12 protein-coding genes are annotated in these 17,561 nt (G+C 58.9%); 11 read left to right on the forward strand and 1 reads right to left on the reverse strand.

Translation table 11 applies throughout. The features are described 5' to 3' along the window. From ACM6IP_RS05835 to kdsB, 4 genes are all read left to right on the forward strand, one after another. Complete coding sequence (locus ACM6IP_RS05835; RefSeq protein WP_414861148.1) at window positions 1-1,428, forward strand: mannose-1-phosphate guanylyltransferase/mannose-6-phosphate isomerase; 1,428 nt, start codon at window positions 1-3, stop codon at window positions 1,426-1,428. A 38-nt stretch (window positions 1,429-1,466) separates the two neighbouring features. Continuing rightward, window positions 1,467-4,370 (forward strand): glycosyltransferase, encoded by a 2,904-nt coding sequence (locus ACM6IP_RS05840; RefSeq protein ID WP_414861149.1) that lies wholly within the window; start codon window positions 1,467-1,469, stop codon window positions 4,368-4,370. 203 nt (window positions 4,371-4,573) lie between these two features. Next, the gene (gene kdsA, locus ACM6IP_RS05845; RefSeq protein WP_401130254.1) at window positions 4,574-5,416 is read left to right on the forward strand and encodes a 3-deoxy-8-phosphooctulonate synthase; all 843 of its coding nucleotides are present in this window, start codon (window positions 4,574-4,576) and stop codon (window positions 5,414-5,416) included. 31 nt (window positions 5,417-5,447) lie between these two features. Further along, window positions 5,448-6,734, forward strand: a complete 1,287-nt coding sequence (gene kdsB, locus ACM6IP_RS05850; protein ID WP_414861150.1) for a 3-deoxy-manno-octulosonate cytidylyltransferase — start codon at window positions 5,448-5,450, stop codon at window positions 6,732-6,734. A gap of 151 nt (window positions 6,735-6,885) precedes the next feature. Here kdsB and ACM6IP_RS05855 read toward each other — a convergent pair whose 3' ends face one another. Next, entirely contained in the window at window positions 6,886-7,818 is a 933-nt protein-coding gene (locus ACM6IP_RS05855) for a KpsF/GutQ family sugar-phosphate isomerase (protein ID WP_095165279.1), read from the reverse strand. A gap of 238 nt (window positions 7,819-8,056) precedes the next feature. Here ACM6IP_RS05855 and ACM6IP_RS05860 point away from each other — a divergent pair, with 238 nt between their 5' ends. From ACM6IP_RS05860 to ACM6IP_RS05890, 7 genes are all read left to right on the forward strand, one after another. Continuing rightward, window positions 8,057-9,097, forward strand: a complete 1,041-nt coding sequence (locus ACM6IP_RS05860) for a phosphotransferase (protein WP_401130220.1) — start codon at window positions 8,057-8,059, stop codon at window positions 9,095-9,097. Between the two features lie 186 nt (window positions 9,098-9,283). Beyond that, a complete protein-coding gene (locus tag ACM6IP_RS05865) occupies window positions 9,284-11,305 on the forward strand; it encodes a capsular polysaccharide biosynthesis protein (RefSeq protein ID WP_414861154.1) in 2,022 nt (673 codons plus the stop codon). After that, the gene (locus ACM6IP_RS05870; RefSeq protein ID WP_414861151.1) at window positions 11,245-12,561 is read left to right on the forward strand and encodes a capsule biosynthesis protein; all 1,317 of its coding nucleotides are present in this window, start codon (window positions 11,245-11,247) and stop codon (window positions 12,559-12,561) included. Before ACM6IP_RS05865 ends, ACM6IP_RS05870 begins: the two co-directional genes overlap by 61 nt. Continuing rightward, window positions 12,558-13,334 (forward strand): SDR family NAD(P)-dependent oxidoreductase, encoded by a 777-nt coding sequence (locus tag ACM6IP_RS05875; protein ID WP_095165283.1) that lies wholly within the window; start codon window positions 12,558-12,560, stop codon window positions 13,332-13,334. The genes ACM6IP_RS05870 and ACM6IP_RS05875 overlap by 4 nt, the downstream gene beginning before the upstream one ends. Window positions 13,335-13,341: 7 nt before the next feature. Further along, window positions 13,342-14,853, forward strand: a complete 1,512-nt coding sequence (locus tag ACM6IP_RS05880; RefSeq protein WP_414861155.1) for an LTA synthase family protein — start codon at window positions 13,342-13,344, stop codon at window positions 14,851-14,853. A 4-nt stretch (window positions 14,854-14,857) separates the two neighbouring features. Further along, a complete protein-coding gene (locus tag ACM6IP_RS05885) occupies window positions 14,858-15,436 on the forward strand; it encodes a GNAT family N-acetyltransferase (protein WP_095165285.1) in 579 nt (192 codons plus the stop codon). Then, entirely contained in the window at window positions 15,433-17,559 is a 2,127-nt protein-coding gene (locus ACM6IP_RS05890; protein ID WP_414861152.1) for a capsular polysaccharide biosynthesis protein, read from the forward strand. The genes ACM6IP_RS05885 and ACM6IP_RS05890 overlap by 4 nt, the downstream gene beginning before the upstream one ends. The last annotated feature ends 2 nt before the right edge of the window (window positions 17,560-17,561 follow it).

Genomic DNA, 17,561 nt, shown 5'->3' on the forward strand with positions numbered 1-17,561 from the left:
ATGATCCCGGTAATTCTTTCTGGCGGCTCCGGCTCCCGACTTTGGCCACTGTCTCGTGCCATGCACCCGAAACAGTTCCTGACCCTCAGTGGCGATCAGTCACTGTTCCAGAGCACGCTTTCGCGTCTTGCTGGCATTCAGGATGGACCACTGACACCCATTGTGGTCAGCAATGAAGATCATCGCTTCCTGGTTGCCGAGCAGTGCCGCGCGCTAAATATCAATCCGCAAGCCATTTTGCTTGAGCCCGTTGGCCGCAATACTGCCCCTGCAATCGCCGCCGCGGTTGTAAAAGCCCTGGCAACCGGCAAGGATGAATTACTGCTGGTACTGCCTGCCGACCACGTCTTCGATGACCTGGACGCGCTGCGCGAAGCCTTTGAAAAAGGTGCTCCGGCAGCCCGTGATGGCCGAATCGTGACCTTCGGGATCGTGCCAAACAAAGCAGAAACGGGCTACGGCTACATCCGCGTGGCAGATAAGTCCAACCAGATTCAGGCTGTTCAAGCGTTTGTCGAAAAGCCCGACCTAGCCACCGCTGAGCAGTACGTGGCGGATGGTCGCTACTACTGGAACAGCGGCATGTTCCTGTTCCAGGCGTCAAGCATGCTCGCTCAATTGCGCGAACACGCCCCTCAAGTGCTGGCAGCGGTAGAAGCTGCACTGAGCAACGCCAAAGAAGACATGGATTTCACCCGCCTCGACATGCTGAGTTTCGCGGCTGCTGAAAACATCTCGATCGACTATGCCGTGATGGAGCGCTCCGATCAGGTATCGGTGGTGCCTCTGGATGCAGGTTGGAACGACGTGGGCTCGTGGTCGGCAGTCTGGGAAATCGCAGACAAAGACGTGCAAGGCAATGCCTCTCGTGGCGACGTTATGCTTGAGGCTACAAGCAATGCCTATGTTCACGCTGAACATCGTATGGTAGCGGTACTGGGCCTGGATGACGTAATCGTGGTTGAAACCGCAGACGCCGTGATGGTCGCCGCCAAAGACAAGTCACAAGACGTCAAGCTCCTGGTTGATCGCATCAAACAGAGCGCCCGCACGGAAGCGACCAACCATCGCAAGGTATATCGTCCATGGGGCGCCTATGATTCCATTGATAATGGACCTCGTTACCAGGTCAAGCGCATCACTGTTTCCCCAGGACAGAAACTCTCGGTACAGATGCACCATCACCGTGCAGAACACTGGATTGTTGTGACTGGCACAGCAAAAGTGTCGATTGGCGATAAGCAGATACTGCTCACTGAAAACCAGTCGACCTACATTCCAGTTGGAGTAGTACACGCACTTGAGAACCCAGGGAAAATCCCTCTGGAAATGATTGAAGTGCAGTCTGGCGGTTACTTGGGCGAAGACGACATCGTTCGGTTTGAAGACCGCTATGGTCGTGTAGATGCAGCTATCGAACCCGCCTGAATGCCAACATCCATTTTCTCATCGGCAACCTTATTCTCATGAAACAAGAAAAGCACATACTCGTCCTCACTCCCGAGATTCCTTACCCAGTTTTCAAGGGTAATCAGAGCCGCATTGATCAAACTCTAAAAGTTCTACTGGAGGCTGGTCACAAAGTCTCATTAGCTATCTTGAATTTCAATCAAGAAGACAGAAGTTCAATCACTGTACAAACAGAAATAAAGAACCACTACCCAACGATTGAGGAAGTGGAAGTAAGGCGGCACCCACGCTTCAACAAGCAAGCGGCAAACCCTGTTCTCGCAAAGCTCAAAAAACTTACCGACACCGGGCAAGTTTCAAATATAGACTCCTGCCCGGACAGTTACAAAAAGCTTGTACACCAGATGGTGAAAACCATTAAGCCTACACATATCCTGGTGAACTACGTCAAGCTAGATCGCGCCATCCCGAGCAGCTTTCGCGGCACAAAAATTGTAGACACTCACGACATCCAAACCAACATCATCAGCGCAGCGATAAAAAGCGGGACTTTTAAAAAACAAATCGACATGAAAAAGTTCGAGGCGGAGGAATTCGGCCTCCTATCGAAGTACGACTACGTCATTTCGATCAACCCAAATGAAACAAAGGAAATAAAGGACAGACTTCCACAACAGAAAATACTGACACTTCCGGCATTTAATGATTTTCAGCACGAACACATTTCCGGCAAAGAGACTTATGATATTCTCTTTGTGGGATCTGCGTCGCCATTTAATGCTGAAGGCATCAAAAATTTTATTCGCCATAGCTTTCCGGCGATTAGAAAAGCATTACCAAATGTACGCCTCGCCATTGCTGGCGAAGTGAGCAATATCGCATCTGTAAAAGCATTAAAAAATGACAACATACTGTACCTTGGGCGTGTAGAAAATCTGACTCAAACTTACGCCACCTCTAAAGTCGTCATTTCGCCGATCGTGAGCGGCGCCGGAATGAAGGTCAAAAACATAGAAGCCTTCTCGCACGGCATGCCCCTTGTTGCCACCAACTTCTCGATGGACGGCATCGAAGGCACAGACGGGCTGAATTGTCTCATTATAGACGACAACGCCGAATTCGCGGCAGCCGTACTCAAACTTCTGAAAGACAACTCTTTGCGGGCAAAAATATCTAAGAATGCCTTTTTACTTGCCCGAAGCATGTACAGCAAAAGTACAGCCGCCAAAAGTTACAACACCATCATCAACAATGACTTTACTTATCGCCCCGAACTAGTATCGAGCGAAAGCACGGTCACGATGCTACCCCCAACTGCCGTGGTTCAGCGACGCACCAAGGCACTTATTTATAGCTCGGATGCTGACTATCTTATTTCTTACAAGCTGATCCTTGCGGAAAACTTCAAGAGACTCGGCATCTACTCCGAATTCGTAACGATGGACTCTGCCCGCACCAATCGCTTTCTCTCCGAAGGCTACTTGGCTCATGCGACCAGACCTGATCTTGATAAGAAAAAACGAGCAAGCGTAAAAGCAGAACTGGAAGCTCAGCTGCAGTCAGAGGGCAAAATCAATATCACCCTCAAAGGTGTAAACATCACTGACGACATTAACACTTACAAAGAAATGTTTCCTGAGCACTTTGAAGGTAAGAAGCTGATTGACGTGGCAGCTCACGCAATTCTAATTCTTGATTCTATTCTGCGCAGAATAGCGAAAACCGCTCCCGACTTCATGGTGGGCTGGAATGGCAATGGGCCACACTTTATCTTTTTAATGAAGGTGGCAGCCAAGATCTCTAACCTGCCAATATTTCATGTCGAACGAGGCCTGCTACCGGATACGCTTGTTTTTGACCCGCAAGGGGTAAACTTCAAGAGTTACATTTCCGGGAGTTTCTTACCGCTAATCACAAACGATGAGCGCGCTATCGCAAGAAAGTATATTGAGCAATTTTCAACCCAAGGCAAGACCATTGTTGGCGCAGACGCTGACAATTCATTATCGCGAGAAGATGTTCTTAAGCATATCGGCCTAGCGCCCACAAGCCGCTATATTTTCTTCCCGATGCAAATTGAAGGTGACTCAAACATCATCCTTAACTCCCCCATCTATAAAAAGATGGTCGAAGTAATAGAGGATCTTAAGCATACTTCTCGCCGCACCGGCATAAAGGTAGTTTGCCGCCCTCACCCAGAGAACAAAATCACTCTCTCGGAACTGAAAGCACGCTTCCCAAGCATCACATTCGACAACTCGCTGCACCTACACACGATGCTCAAACACTCAGTTGCGAACATCATTATCAACTCAACCGTGGGACTCGAATCGATACTACTACAACGACCGACTATCGCCCTTGGCCACAGCGTTTACTCAGGGAAAGGCATCACACTAGATGCTTTCCATAAAGAGCACATCGAAAAAGCCGTAAAGAAAATTGTTAGCGGTCAAATCGATAATGATACCATTTCACTTCGCACCGATGCATTGGTTCACCAGTTATTCAGCGCCAGTCTGATTCGTCTAGACAACATCGAAGCCAACAAGGGCGTCATCGAGTCCGCACTGTTAAAAAATGGAGTTATCGTAAATAATAATATGGCAGAGCCCAAGCCGGCCCAACTCGCTTCGCGCTACATGCAGCACTACAAAAACTATATTACCGCACTCGGAAAAGCCAAGAAAATAGTAGTACGCAACATGCTTGAGCCCGAAACTTATCTCTGGCTCAACGGCAATACCAAACCAATGGTTACCGAAGAAACAATTTCTGCATACTTCAAAAAATCGACCACTGCGGAAATCGAATTCACCAATGAGGCCAATCAACATCTCGCCAGTGATGCTGACGATCTCTCGATAACAATCGTTTCTTCTAAAACTGCCAAGAAGCCAAAGAATATCGCAGCAAATGAATACTACGTGGATGAGTACTTCTACCCTGTGAATAGCTAAGAGTACGGGCTGCCAGACCAGCTGACAGCCCGCCCCCCTTCACCTCGATTGGCGTTGGCGCCCCATGTGAAGGCGCCTCTCAAGCATACCTATCGAGATCGACCATTGACGCTAGCACCTTTGTCAATACACGCCTCAGTAAAAATATGTATCGTTGCCCGTCGAGCAATGTAACTCCCCACGTAATTTCCAAAGGACAAGCTATCTTGAAAATCACCCCAACCATCGAATGCTCCAACAACGCCCCCTTCGTCCTGTTCGGCGGCATCAACGTCCTTGAATCCCTGGACCTGGCCCTGACCGCTTGCGCCGAATACGTGCGCGTCACCGAGAAGCTGGGCATCCCTTACGTATTCAAGGCCAGCTTCGACAAGGCCAACCGCTCTTCGATCCACTCCTATCGTGGCCCAGGCATGGAAGAAGGCCTGCGCATTTTCGAAAAGGTCAAGGCTGAATTCGGCGTACCGGTGATCACCGACGTCCACGAGATCTATCAGTGCGCTCCGGTTGCCGAAGTCGCCGACGTGCTGCAACTGCCTGCATTCCTGGCGCGCCAGACTGACCTGGTAGTGGCCCTGGCCAAGACCGGCAAGCCGGTGAATATCAAGAAGCCGCAGTTCCTGAGCCCTTCGCAGATGCAGAACATCGTTCACAAGTTCAAGGAAGCCGGTAACGACCAGTTGATCCTGTGCGACCGCGGCACCTGCCTGGGTTATGACAACCTGGTGGTGGACATGCTCGGTTTTGGCGTGATGAAGCGCACCTGCGAAAACCTGCCGATCATTTTCGACGTGACCCACGCACTGCAGCAACGCGATCCATCGGGCGCTGCGTCCGGCGGTCGTCGCGAACAGGTCGTCGAACTGGCTCGTGCTGGCATGGGCGTTGGCCTGGCCGGTCTGTTCCTGGAAGCTCACCCAAATCCTGACCAGGCCAAGTGCGACGGCCCTAGCGCCCTGCCGCTGGACCAACTTGAGCCGTTCCTGGCACAGATCAAGGCTCTGGATGACCTGATCAAATCGTTCGCCCCGCTGAACATTGCCTGAAACAGCGGTTCTTGACGCAAGGATTGTGAACATGGCAAGTACAGAACAACGGGTCGCGATCGTCATTCCGGCCCGCTATGGCTCGACACGTCTGCCGGGCAAACCGCTGGCCGACATTGCCGGCAAGCCGATGGTGCAGCACGTTTACGAACGCGCCCTGCAAGTGGGCAATGCCCAGGTAGTGGTAGTAGCCACTGACGATGAGCGCGTCGCGCAAGCGGTGCGGGCTTTCGGCGGTGTATGTGTAATGACCTCGCCGGACCATCCGTCCGGCACCGACCGCCTGGCAGAAGTCATGGCCCAGGTCGAGGCGGACATCTACATCAACCTGCAGGGTGATGAACCGCTGGTGCGTCCGGCCGACATCGAAGCCCTCGCAGCCGGCATGCTTGCCGATGCGCAGGTGAAGGTCGGCACCCTGTGCCACCCGATCGATGCGCACGAAGCCGGCAACCCCAACACCGTGAAAGTGGTGTTGGCCAACAACGGCAACGCCCTGTATTTCAGCCGCTCACCGATCCCCTACCCACGGGATGGCGAAGTTGCGCACTACCTCAAGCACGTAGGTGTGTATGGCTATCGTCGCGAAGTGCTGGCCGACTACAGCGGCTTGCCACAACCGATGCTCGAGCACGCCGAGAAACTCGAACAACTGCGACTGATGGCGGCTGGTTATTGCATTCGTGCGTATCTGGTTGAACCGACCGGTCCGGGGGTCGATACACCGGAGTGCCTGGAGCAAGTGCGGGCAATCATGAGCGGCCAGGCGCCTGCGCCACAGCCGACCCTGAACGACGTGCGCCTGGTGATCACCGATGTCGATGGCGTGCTGACCGATGGCGGCATCTACTACGACGCCACCGGCGAATGCCTGAAGCGCTTCCATGTGCGTGATGGCATGGGCATGCGCCTGCTGGAAGAGAACGGTGTGCGTGTGGCGGTGCTCTCCGGCCGCGACTCGGCGACGCTGCGCAAGCGCGTGGCTGACCTGGGCATCACCCTCTGCCAGTTCGGCGTCAAGGACAAGCAGGCCGCCTGCAATCAACTGATGGCCGAAGCTGGCGTCAGCGCCGCGCACACCGCGTGCATCGGCGACGACTGCATCGACCTGCCGGCCTTTGCGGCCTGCGCCCTGTCCTTTGCGGTGGCGGATGCGCCGGTGTACGTGAAAGCCGCAGCCACCCACACCCTGAACGCAGCAGGCGGTACTGGCGCGTTCCGTGAAGTGGCGGACGCCATTCTGTTTGCCCAGGGCAAGGAGGCCGTGCTCGGCACTGCGGCGGGTTATGCGCAGGTGATGGCAAAGATGGCGCAATAGTGGATGGACTAGCTGGCGGGGGCGATCTGTTTGTCGCCTTCGCTGACTGTAACGAAAAAACGGTAGGAGCCACTAGCTCCTACCGTTTTTTTGCTATCGAACAAGGCAGCTCAGGGTCGTCTCGACCCCGAACTTTGCACCTGCAATACGATCAGTCGAAGATTTCGACCACGCCAACCACCGCGTTTTCGTGGTTGGTCACAGCCAGGGCACGGATCTTGTTATCAAGCATGTAGGCTTCGGCCTCGGCCAACTGCGAATCATCCTTGATGGTGTGCGGTTTGGGGGTCATGAAGTGAGCGACGGTGGTGTGGATTACCCCTTCGTCTTCCAGCAGCGCACGACGCAAGTCACCGTCGGTAACGATGCCGACCAGGACACCGTCTTCCATCACTACCGTCAGGCCCATGCGGCTCTGGGTCATGACCATCAGGCAGTCGTGGAAACTGGTGGCCGGCGTCACGATCGGTGCCGGTGTGTGCATCACGTCGCTGACGCGGGTCAGCAGTTTACGGCCCAGGCTGCCGCCCGGGTGGTAGCGTGCGAAGTCCATTGGCTTGAATTGCAGGGCCTCGATCAAGGCCACTGCCAGGGCATCGCCCATGGCCATGGTTGCCAGGGTCGAAGTGGTCGGCGCCAGGTTGTTCGGGCACACTTCGCGCTCGACGGAGATATCCAGCCAGATATCGGCGTGCTTGGCGAGGGTCGATTTACCGTTGCCGGTCATCGCGATGATTTTATTGCCGAAGGATTTCAGGCTAGGGATCAGCTTGATCACTTCTTCGGTTTCGCCGCTGTAGCTGATCAGGATCAGCACGTCGATCGGCTTGAGCATGCCCAGGTCGCCGTGGAAGGCTTCGGCTGGATGCAGGAAGAAGCTCGGGGTGCCGGTGGAAGCAAAGGTGGCAACCATTTTTTGCCCGATCAGGCCGGACTTGCCCATGCCACAGACCACAGCACGACCTTTGCAACCGAAGATCAGCTCGACGGCATTCTGGAACTCACCATCCAGGCGAGCGGCCATCTGAGTGACGGCCTGCGCCTGGGCGATAAGGGCTTCTTTAGCGATAGCGAGGTGATTCATGTTTGACTTTCGTCCCTGAAAACAACGTAGTGTTAAGCGGCGAATTTTAAGGTCTTTGCAACATTTAGCAAAGTCCCAATCCTGCACGCAGTGGAGTTTAACCGGTTTAATGCCGTGTCGAGCCACGGTGGCGGCGCTTTTAGTAAACTTTTCGTTGAATCAGTGATCTGTATCACGCAGCATATTGTTACCAAAACCGCTACAAATCGGACATACGGCACTTGCCTAAGTTGAAGTCATGAATCTGGATCTACACCCCCTGCAAGGCCGCAGAACCCTCTACCGCTGGCAACAAGGCACCCTGGAACAACACTTACGCGCCTTGCTGCCCCATTGGGGCAATGAGCCACTTTCCATCAGCAGTCAGGACCTGGACTCCAACGCCTCGTTCGTCAATTACGTGCGTCATCATCGTCTGGTGGATCCAAGCAATGGTCAGACCTTGGACCTGGTGGAAAAGTCCATTCGCAAAGTGGCTTTTATTGGCAGTCAGGAAGCGCGCTTCTATCGCACCGGGGAAATGCTCGAGGGCAGCGAGCATTTTCAGTACCCGGCCTGCCTGGGGGTAATCGAAACCCCCTGGGAAAGCTTGATCTTCACCGACTTCGTCATTGGTAAACCGCCACGCATGCACGCGATCGCCCCCCAACTGGCGCTGGGCATCGCTGAGCTGGAAAGCCTCAGTCACCGCTTTCTCGATTCTCGTCCAGTGCACCAGGCGCCCCTGTACTGGAGCATGGACTTTTACCGCCCGTGGTTCCTGCTGCGCCCGCGCTTCAACTTCGCCCGCTGCCTGCCCGAGCTCGAACGCCTGGCCCAGAGCGATGAGCGCTTCGCCGGCCTGGCCGATTCATTCAAGGCTTTCGAGCCCGTGCTGGCCCGCCTTGGCCGAGCCGCACGTCGTAGCCCACGCTGCATCAGCCACATGGACTATCTGCGCAAAAACCTGTTCGTCGATGGCGCAAAACTGCAATTGATCGACTGGAGCGAGGTCAAGGTCGGGCGCGTGGGCTTCGATGGCGGAGCCTACCTGGGGAGCTTGTTCCGGCGTAAGGACATGACATTGTTTCTTACCGCACAAAAGCAGTTCATCGAGACTTATCGCAAAGCATTACCGGCAGAGTTCGATGCCGACGATGCGCTGCGTAATCTGCACTACATGTTCCTGCTTAATGCGCTCTTCCATTGCCTGCGCCCGGAGACTATCGCCGAATACCAGGAAAAGGAGCGCATGCCATTGCTACGCCAAAAATATGATTACTTGCTGAGCTTGCTCTAACGCCTCGGCGAAAATGATGGCACACTGTCATCAAGGATTTTGTTGATCTTTACTACGTATTCGTCCGAAAGACCGTTCTCCAATTATTAAATTGTATTAACATCCTCGCGATATTTGTTAACGGTGGAAACCTCCAGCGTTAACACCTCCACAGCACACACTCGAATGGATCTGCGCTTCACGTTTATGGATGACGTTTCTCCTCGCCCGCGTTTGTTGGTCCTCTCCAAGGGTGCCCAACGCATCGTCACGCTGCCCTCGTTGCTGCCCGATTACGCGCTGCATAACGGGAGCGTGGGCGACATTAACCAGGTCGACTGTGTCATGGCCTGGGGCCGTAAACCCAGTGCGTTGAAGGCTATTTCCCACGCCGCACAAGCGAACTTGCCGATCCTGACGTTGGAAGATGGCTTCATTCGTTCGGTGGGCCTGGGTGCCGATGAGCCACCACTCTCCCTGGTTGTCGACGACATGGGCGTCTACTACGATGCCAGCGCCCCTTCACGACTCGAGGAGCTTATCGCCGAACCACTGAGTGGCGCCCAGGCCGAGCGAGCCCTCGCGCTGCAACAACTGTGGCAGCAGCAGCGAGTGTCAAAATACAACGACGCGCGTATCACCAACCCCGAACTGCCCGCGGACTGCGTACTGGTGGCCGACCAGACTTTCGCCGATGCGTCCCTGCAAGGGGCCACTGCGGCCGATTTCAGCGCCATGCTCGAAGCCGCCCTGGCGCGCTACCCCGCCAGCACCATTGTGCTCAAGGTCCACCCGGATGTGATCGCCGGGCGCAAGCGCGGGCATTTCGACCTCGCAGCCCTGGCCAACCACCCGCGAGTGCAGGTGTTGGCACAGAATGTCCACCCCGCCGAACTGCTGCCACGCATGCGCGCGGTGTATGTGATGACTTCGCAGCTGGGCTTCGATGCCCTGCTGTGGAATATCCCTGTGCACACCTGGGGCATGCCGTTCTACGCCGGCTGGGGGCTGACCGAGGATCGTCTGCCTGCACCGTCACGGCGCCAACCCGCCAGCCTTGCGCAGTTGATACACGCCAGCCTGGTGCGTTATCCGCGCTATGTCAGCCCCGAAACCGGTCAGCCGTGTACACCAGAAGTGCTGATGAATTGGCTCGGGCTGCAACGTCGCCATCGCAGTGCGCTGCCGGAGTCCATTCAGATGCTCGGGTTCAGTCGCTGGAAGGAACCGCTGGTGAAGTTGTTTTTTAACGGCTCGGCCATCCGTTTCGTAAAGCCCAAGAGGATCCCGACCCCGCATTTGGTTGTGGTTTCCTGGGGTTGCAAGCATGACACCGACCTCACCACACACCCCCGGCCGGTGATTCGGGTCGAGGATGGATTCTTGCGCTCCGTGGGCCTCGGCGCCGGCAAGGCCCGACCGCTTTCCTGGGTCGTCGATGACTTGGGCATCTATTACGACGCCACGCGCACCTCGCGCCTGGAACGTATCTTGCTCGATGAAAGCTTTGATAGAACCCTGATGACTCGGGCGCGGATTCTGCGCGAAGCCATCTGCCACGCCGGGCTGACCAAATACAACTTGCCCGGCAATGCCTGGCAACGCCCCACCGCGGCACAACGAGTGATCCTGGTAACCGGCCAGGTGGAAGGCGATGCGTCTATTCGTTTTGGAGCAAACCGCATCCGCAGCAACCTACAATTATTGCAGGCAGTACGCGAGCAGAACCCCGGTGCCTGGGTGCTCTACAAGCCGCACCCCGAAGTACTGGCTGGCACCCGCGCCCGAGGCGACGATGAGGCGCAGACCGTCAACTGGTGCGACGAAGTGATCGGCGATACACCGTTGCAACAATTGCTGGAGTTGGTCGACGAAGTTCACGTCCTGACCTCGCAATCGGGCTTCGAAGCCCTGCTGCGCGGCGTACCGGTAACCACCTACGGCCAGCCGTTCTATGCCGGCTGGGGGCTGACCCAAGATCAAGACCTGCAACCCGAAGTACAGGCCAGGCGCATGCGCCGGCTGGACCTCGACGAACTGGTGGCCGGCACCTTGCTGCTCTACCCCACCTATGTAAGCCGCATCACCAACCGCTTTACCACTGCAGAACAGACTCTTTACGAATTACAGAATTGGCATGCTTTACCGCAGCCAGGAGCACCATCCAGATGGCAGGAATTGAAACAGCGCTTGAGCAGTTTATTGGGCATCAGTCGCCTGAGAAGCTGAAGGCGCGGGCGCCCGATCGCCCTCTTCCGCCTCAGCCACACAACAGCTTCTTGTTCCTGCAGGGCGTCAGCTCGCCGTTCTTCGCGCGACTGGCGAAGGCCTTGCGGGCGATCGACCAGCGGGTGCACAGCATCAATTTCAACGTCGGTGATGTGCTGTATAGCGCCGGCTCGCGCCATGGGTTTTCGGCGCGCCCAGAAGAGCTCGAGGCGTTCTATAGCCAACGGTTTCGCGATCTGGACATCACCGACCTGGTGCTGTTTGGCGACTGCCGCCCGGTGCATCGCCCGGCCATTGCCCTGGCCCGGCGCCTGGGCATTCGTGTGCACGTGTTCGAAGAAGGCTACTTCCGGCCCTACTGGATCACCCTTGAGCGCGATGGAGTCAACAACAACTCCCTGCTGCCCCGTGACCCGGACTGGTACCGTGAAGTCGGCAAGCACGTACCGCGCTATGACAATGGCAGCCCGTTCAAATTGTCGTTCGTCTCCCGCGCCGCACACGATGTGGCCTACCACTGCGGCGGCGCACTGAACAAACTGTGCTTCCCGCATTACCGCACCCACGCGCCCTTCAATGCCGCCAGGGAGTACGCCGGTTTCATTCGCCAGGGCGTGCGCCTGCTGCTCGCCGGCCGACGTGACGACGCGCTGGTGACCGAAGTGGCGCGTGAACGCCACCCGACCTTTTTGCTGCCGCTGCAACTGGACAGTGATGCGCAAATCAAGGATCACTCGGCGTTCGCCAACATGTTCGAAGTCATCGACCATGTCATTGCTTCGTTCGCCGCCTTTGCCCCAGGCGAGGCCCGCTTGCTGGTGAAAAACCATCCGCTGACCCCGGGCCTGGTGAACTATCACCGCATTACCCAGGCGCTGGCCAAGCAGTATGGCGTGGCCGACCGGGTCGACTTCCTGCAGAGCGGGCACATGCCGACGCTGCTGTCGCACATCGCCGGGATGATCACGGTCAACAGCACCGCAGGTGCCTCGGCACTGCTGCACAAACGCCCGACCTACACCCTCGCCAACCCGATCTACGCCATGCCGGGGCTGACCCAACAGGGCAGCCTCGACGACTTCTGGCGCCATCGCGAAGCGCCGGACATGGCGCTGTTCCGGGATTTTCGCAATAGCGTGATCCACACCACCCAGATCAATGGCGGCTTCTACACCGGCTGCGGGATCGACATGGCGGTGAACAACTGCCTGGACGTGTTGCTGGCTAAAACTTCGAGAATCGAAAACTTCCTATGACGCACCCGTCTGCACCCCGCTGCATCCTCATCACCGGCGCCACGGGCGGCATCGGCGGCGCCCTGGCGCCTGCCTACGCCGCGCCGGGCGTGACTTTGATCCTGCAAGGCCGGCGCATGGACCGCCTTGAGGAGATGGCCAGCGAATGCCGCGCCCTCGGTGCCCGAGTGTTGCTCGAAGCCCTCGACGTACGGGATCTGGACGCCTTGCGTGCCATGGTCCGGCGGGTCAGCGAGGCCGAGCAGCCAGACCTGGTGCTGGTCGGTGCCGGCCTCAACACCGCCGTAGGCAGCAACGGCGAGGCCGAGTGCTGGGACGACAGCCGCGCCCTGTTGGAAGTCAACGTAATGGCCGCCCTGGCCACCGTGGAAGCGGCGTTGCCGGCCATGCGTGCGCGCGGCAATGGGCAAATCGCCCTGTTCAGCTCACTGGCAGGCTGGCGCGGCTTGCCGGTCACCCCGACCTACAGCGCCAGCAAGGCGGCGATTCGGGTCTACGGCGAGGCGATCCGCGATTGGCTGGCACCGGAAGGGGTGAAGATCAACGTGATCCTGCCGGGTTATGTCGAATCGAAAATGTGCTTCGAGATGCCCGGCCCCAAGCCGTTCCTGTGGACCGCCGAAAAAGCCGCGCGACGCATCAAGCGCGGCCTGGCCGCCAACCAGGGGCGCATCAGCTTCCCGTTTCCGCTGAACCTCGGCACCTGGTTGCTGGGGGTGATTCCCCAGCGCCTTTCTTCGTTCATCCTGCGTGGTCTGAATTACAGTGAGTGAATTGTCCATCCTCCAGGCTGCGGTTATCGGCCTGCTCCTCACCGTGCTCATCGAACGCTTGCTGGTCCCGCGCCCGAACCTGCGCCGCCCGCTGAACAACTGGTGGTTGCACGCCGGCTTGTGGTGCGTGTGCCTGGCCGTGCTCTACGCACTGACCGCTCGCCCGCTGTTCAGTGCGATCAACGTACTGCTGTTGTGGCTGTTGATCGTGATGGTCAGCAACGCCAAATACCACTCCCTGCGCGAGCCGTTCGTGTGCGCCGACTTCGAGTATTTCAGCGATGCCGTGCGCTTCCCGCGGCTGTACCTGCCGTTCTTCGGTTTCGGCAAGGCGGCGCTGCTGGCGGTCGGTTTCCTGGTGTACCTGTGGGCCGGATTGACCTTCGAGCCCGAAGTTGCGGGTGGCCGCAACAGCGCACTGTGGCTTGGCCTGGCCGGGTTGCTCCTGTTGCGTCTCGGCCACCGCCGCCGCACTACACCGACCTTCGACGCCGAAGCCGATGTGCTGCGCTGGGGCCTGGCAGGCAGCCTATGGGGTTACTTCTGGGCCGCCCGTGCCACAGTCGATCCAACCACCCTGGGCTCGCCATTCAGCAAAGCCCCCTCGCACACACCTGCGGCCGGCCTACCCGACCTGGTGTCGGTGCAGAGTGAATCTTTTTTTGACGTACGCGACCTGTGGCCCGGAGTGAAAACCCAGGTGCTCAGCGAATACGACCGCCTTGCCGCGCAAGCACTGGCGCGGGGCAAGCTGCAAGTGGCCGCCTGGGGCGCCAATACCGTGCGCACCGAATTTGCCTACCTGACCGGCATTCCCGGCGACCGCCTCGGCGTACACCGCTTCAACCCCTATCGGGTGCTGGCCCGCCAAGGCCTGCCGAGTATTGCCGCGCACCTCAAGGCGCAGGGCTATCGCACCATCTGCGTGCACCCCTACGACGGCAGCTTCTATGGCCGCAACCAAGTGCTGCCCGCCCTGGGTTTCGACGAATTCATCGATGTGCGCGCCTTCAACGATTCGCAAAAGGCCGGGCCGTTCATTGGCGATTGCGCGGTGGCCGAAAAGATCCGCGAACTACTCGATGACCCGACTCGTACCCAGCCCTTGTTCATCCACGCAGTGACCATGGAAAACCACGGACCTCTGCACCTGGAAACCGTCGACGCCAGCGAACTGCCGAACTGGTTCGACCGTCCGCTGCTGACTGGCATGGACGACCTCGCGCCCTACCTGCGGCACATCAGCAACGCCGACCGTATGCTCGGGCAACTGCGCACCACCTTGCTCGAACAGCCGCGCGAGGCGTTGCTGTGTTTCTTCGGCGACCACGTGCCGATCCTGCCCAACGTCTACCAGGCAGTAGGCGCGCCGGTGGGCGACACCGACTACCTGATCTGGTCCAACCGTCACCAGCCCGGTGCCAGCCCCTGTCCGATCCGCGTCGAGGCGCTGTCCAGCCAACTGCTCGCCTGCGCCCATCCAGCGCGCACGCCGACAGCTGCAGCGCAGGTACTCTGAGGTCGTGGCCAAGATCGTTCTGGGCAGCGACCTGACACCTGAGGCGCTGGCGGATCCGCAACTGGCGCGCCTGGTCACGGGCGGGCGCGGCTCCCTGGCATTCCTGATCGGTGACAACGCCTGCCGCGAGCGGTTGCTCGGCCCCAGCATTCACTGGGACCGCGTGCTGCTGGCCTTTGAAGACGGTATCGCCGTCGGCTATGTCGCGTTCAAGCATCACCAGCGCGGCCCCTTCGCACTGCGCCCGCAACCCTTTGTCCGTGAGTTCGGCTGGCTGATGGGCTGGCTGCGGTTTGGCGGATTCTGCTTGAGCGAACTGCGCGAGTGGCGCTATCCATTCCTGTTGTACGGCCTGCGCGTGAGCAAGACGGCACGTAACCACGGCGTCGGCTCGGCGCTGGTCCAGGCCTGCTGCCAACAGGCGGCGGCCAGTGGTTTTCAGGAGGTGTTCCTGGAAGTGCCGCTGGACAACGATCGGGCCCGCGCGCTCTACCTGCATAACGGTTTCCGCCTGCTGCGCAAGCGCTGGGTGCCCTGGCCGCCGGTGCGCAGCATGCAGCGGCGCCTGGAGGCAATCCATTGAACGGCCTCGAATCGCCACCGATCAATCTCACGCCGCTAGTGGAAGGCCCGGGCTGGGTCGGCATCATGCAGCAGTGGGTGGCCTGGAACGTCCTGCACCTGCCGCAGTTTCTTGGGCCAGAGGGCTCGCCCTTCTGGTTGTGGCGCCGTGGGCGGCACGCGCCCAAAGGCCTGAAGGCGATTGCCGGGATCGGCTACAAGGACTCCTCGGCCCAGGCGCGAGTGCTGTGCAAGCGCTGGGGACTGCCCTACATCGCCATCGAGGACGGCTTCCTGCGCTCCTCATCGCTAGGCATCGAGGGCGACACGCCGATGTCGCTGGTGGTCGACCCGGTGGGCATCCACTACCTGGCCGACCGCCCTTCGCTGCTGGAAAACATCCTCCAGGACCCCGCCAGCCTGACCGCGGGCGAACTGGACAGCGCGCGCCAGTTGATCGCCCTGATGCGCAGTAGCGGCATCGGCAAATACAACAATGCCCCGGACCTCGACCCCAATGACCCCTTGGGCCGCGAGCGTCCATTGGTGTTGGTGGTGGACCAGACTGCCGGCGACTATTCGATCCCCGGTGGCGGTTTGTGCGAGGCCGACTATGTGCGCATGCTCGACGCAGCCATCGCGGAAAACCCCGACGCCGAGGTGCGCGTGCGCATTCATCCGGATTGCGTCGGCGGCCAGAAACCCAGCTGCCTGTTGGCTGCCGCCACCGAGCGTGGCATCACCCTGGAAGCGCGCCCGGTGTCCTGGGCCTCGTTGGCCCGGCGCGCCCGGCGGGTCTACATCGGTACCAGCCAGGCAGGATTGGAAGCCTTGATCCAGGGTGTGCCGGTGACCTGCTTCGGCCTGCCGTTCTATGCTGGCTGGGGCCTGACCGACGACCGCATGCCGATTGCCCGGCGTCAAGCGCAACCGGACTTGGTGCAACTGGTGGCCGCGGCCTATGTGCGCTACTGCCGCTACGTCGACCCGTTGACCAGCCAGCCCACCGACGCCCTGACCGTGGCCCATCAACTGGCGCGCCAGAAGGCCCGGGACAGCGAGTTTGCCGGGGACTTCACGGTATTGGGGGTCAAGCGTCACAAACAGCACAACGTCCGACGCTTTTTCAGCAGCCGCTGGGGCCGCCTGGAGTTCACCGAAGACCGCCCGGCGCTGGTCGCGGAAGTCGCAGCCAAAGGCGGCAAGCTGCTGGTTTGGGCGGCGCGTGAGCCGGCCGATCTCAAGGCTCGTGCCAACAGCCATGGGGTCGCTCTGTGGCGAATTGAAGACGGTTTTCTGCGCTCCAACGGGCTCGGCGCACTGAATGCACCTGCCCTGTCACTGGTGCTCGACCGCAGCGGCATGCACTTCGATGCCAGCGCCAGCAGCGACCTGGAGTCGCTGCTCGAGCACGGGGAGTTCGCTGCGGCCACGCTGGCCGAGGCGGCGCGTCTGCGCGAGCGGATCGTGACCTTGGGGGCCAGCAAGTTCAACCTCAAGAGTGACCTGGCCGCTCAGGTCGGCGCGCGTCCCGGCCAGCGTCGGATCCTGGTGCCCGGCCAAGTGGAGGACGATGCCTCGCTGCGCTGCAGTGGCGGCCCCTTGCACGACAACTTCGAGCTACTGAAACAGGTCCGCCGCAACGCTCCCGATGCCTGGATCGTCTACAAACCGCACCCGGATGTCGAAGCCGGCAAACGCCATGGCGCGGTGTCGGCCGACCACCTGCTGGGCCTGGCAGACCAGGTGCTGCCGGGGATCGATATCGCCCGTCTGTATGGGCAGGTCGACGAAGTGCACACCCTCAGTTCCACCGCCGGTTTCGAAGCGTTACTGCGTGGCCTCACGGTAGTCACCTACGGCACCCCGTTTTATGCTGGTTGGGGCCTGACCCGTGACCAGCAACCTTTGCCGCGCCGCACCCGGCGCCTGACCCTGGACCAGTTGGTAGCCGGCGCCCTGTTGCGCTATGCGCGCTATGCCGACCTCCAGCAAGCTTTGCCCTGCGATGCCTGGCATGCCCTGACATGCCTGTCGACCCCGAGGCCGCCGCGCCTGACGCTCCCTGCGCGTCTGCTGCCGCTGCGCAACTACACCCGGACCATGCTCGGCTGCGACCGTGCAGCGGTCCCACTCAAGGATTAGAC

This window comes from Pseudomonas sp. IT-P176, assembly GCF_949767245.1.
Taxonomy (GTDB): domain Bacteria; phylum Pseudomonadota; class Gammaproteobacteria; order Pseudomonadales; family Pseudomonadaceae; genus Aquipseudomonas.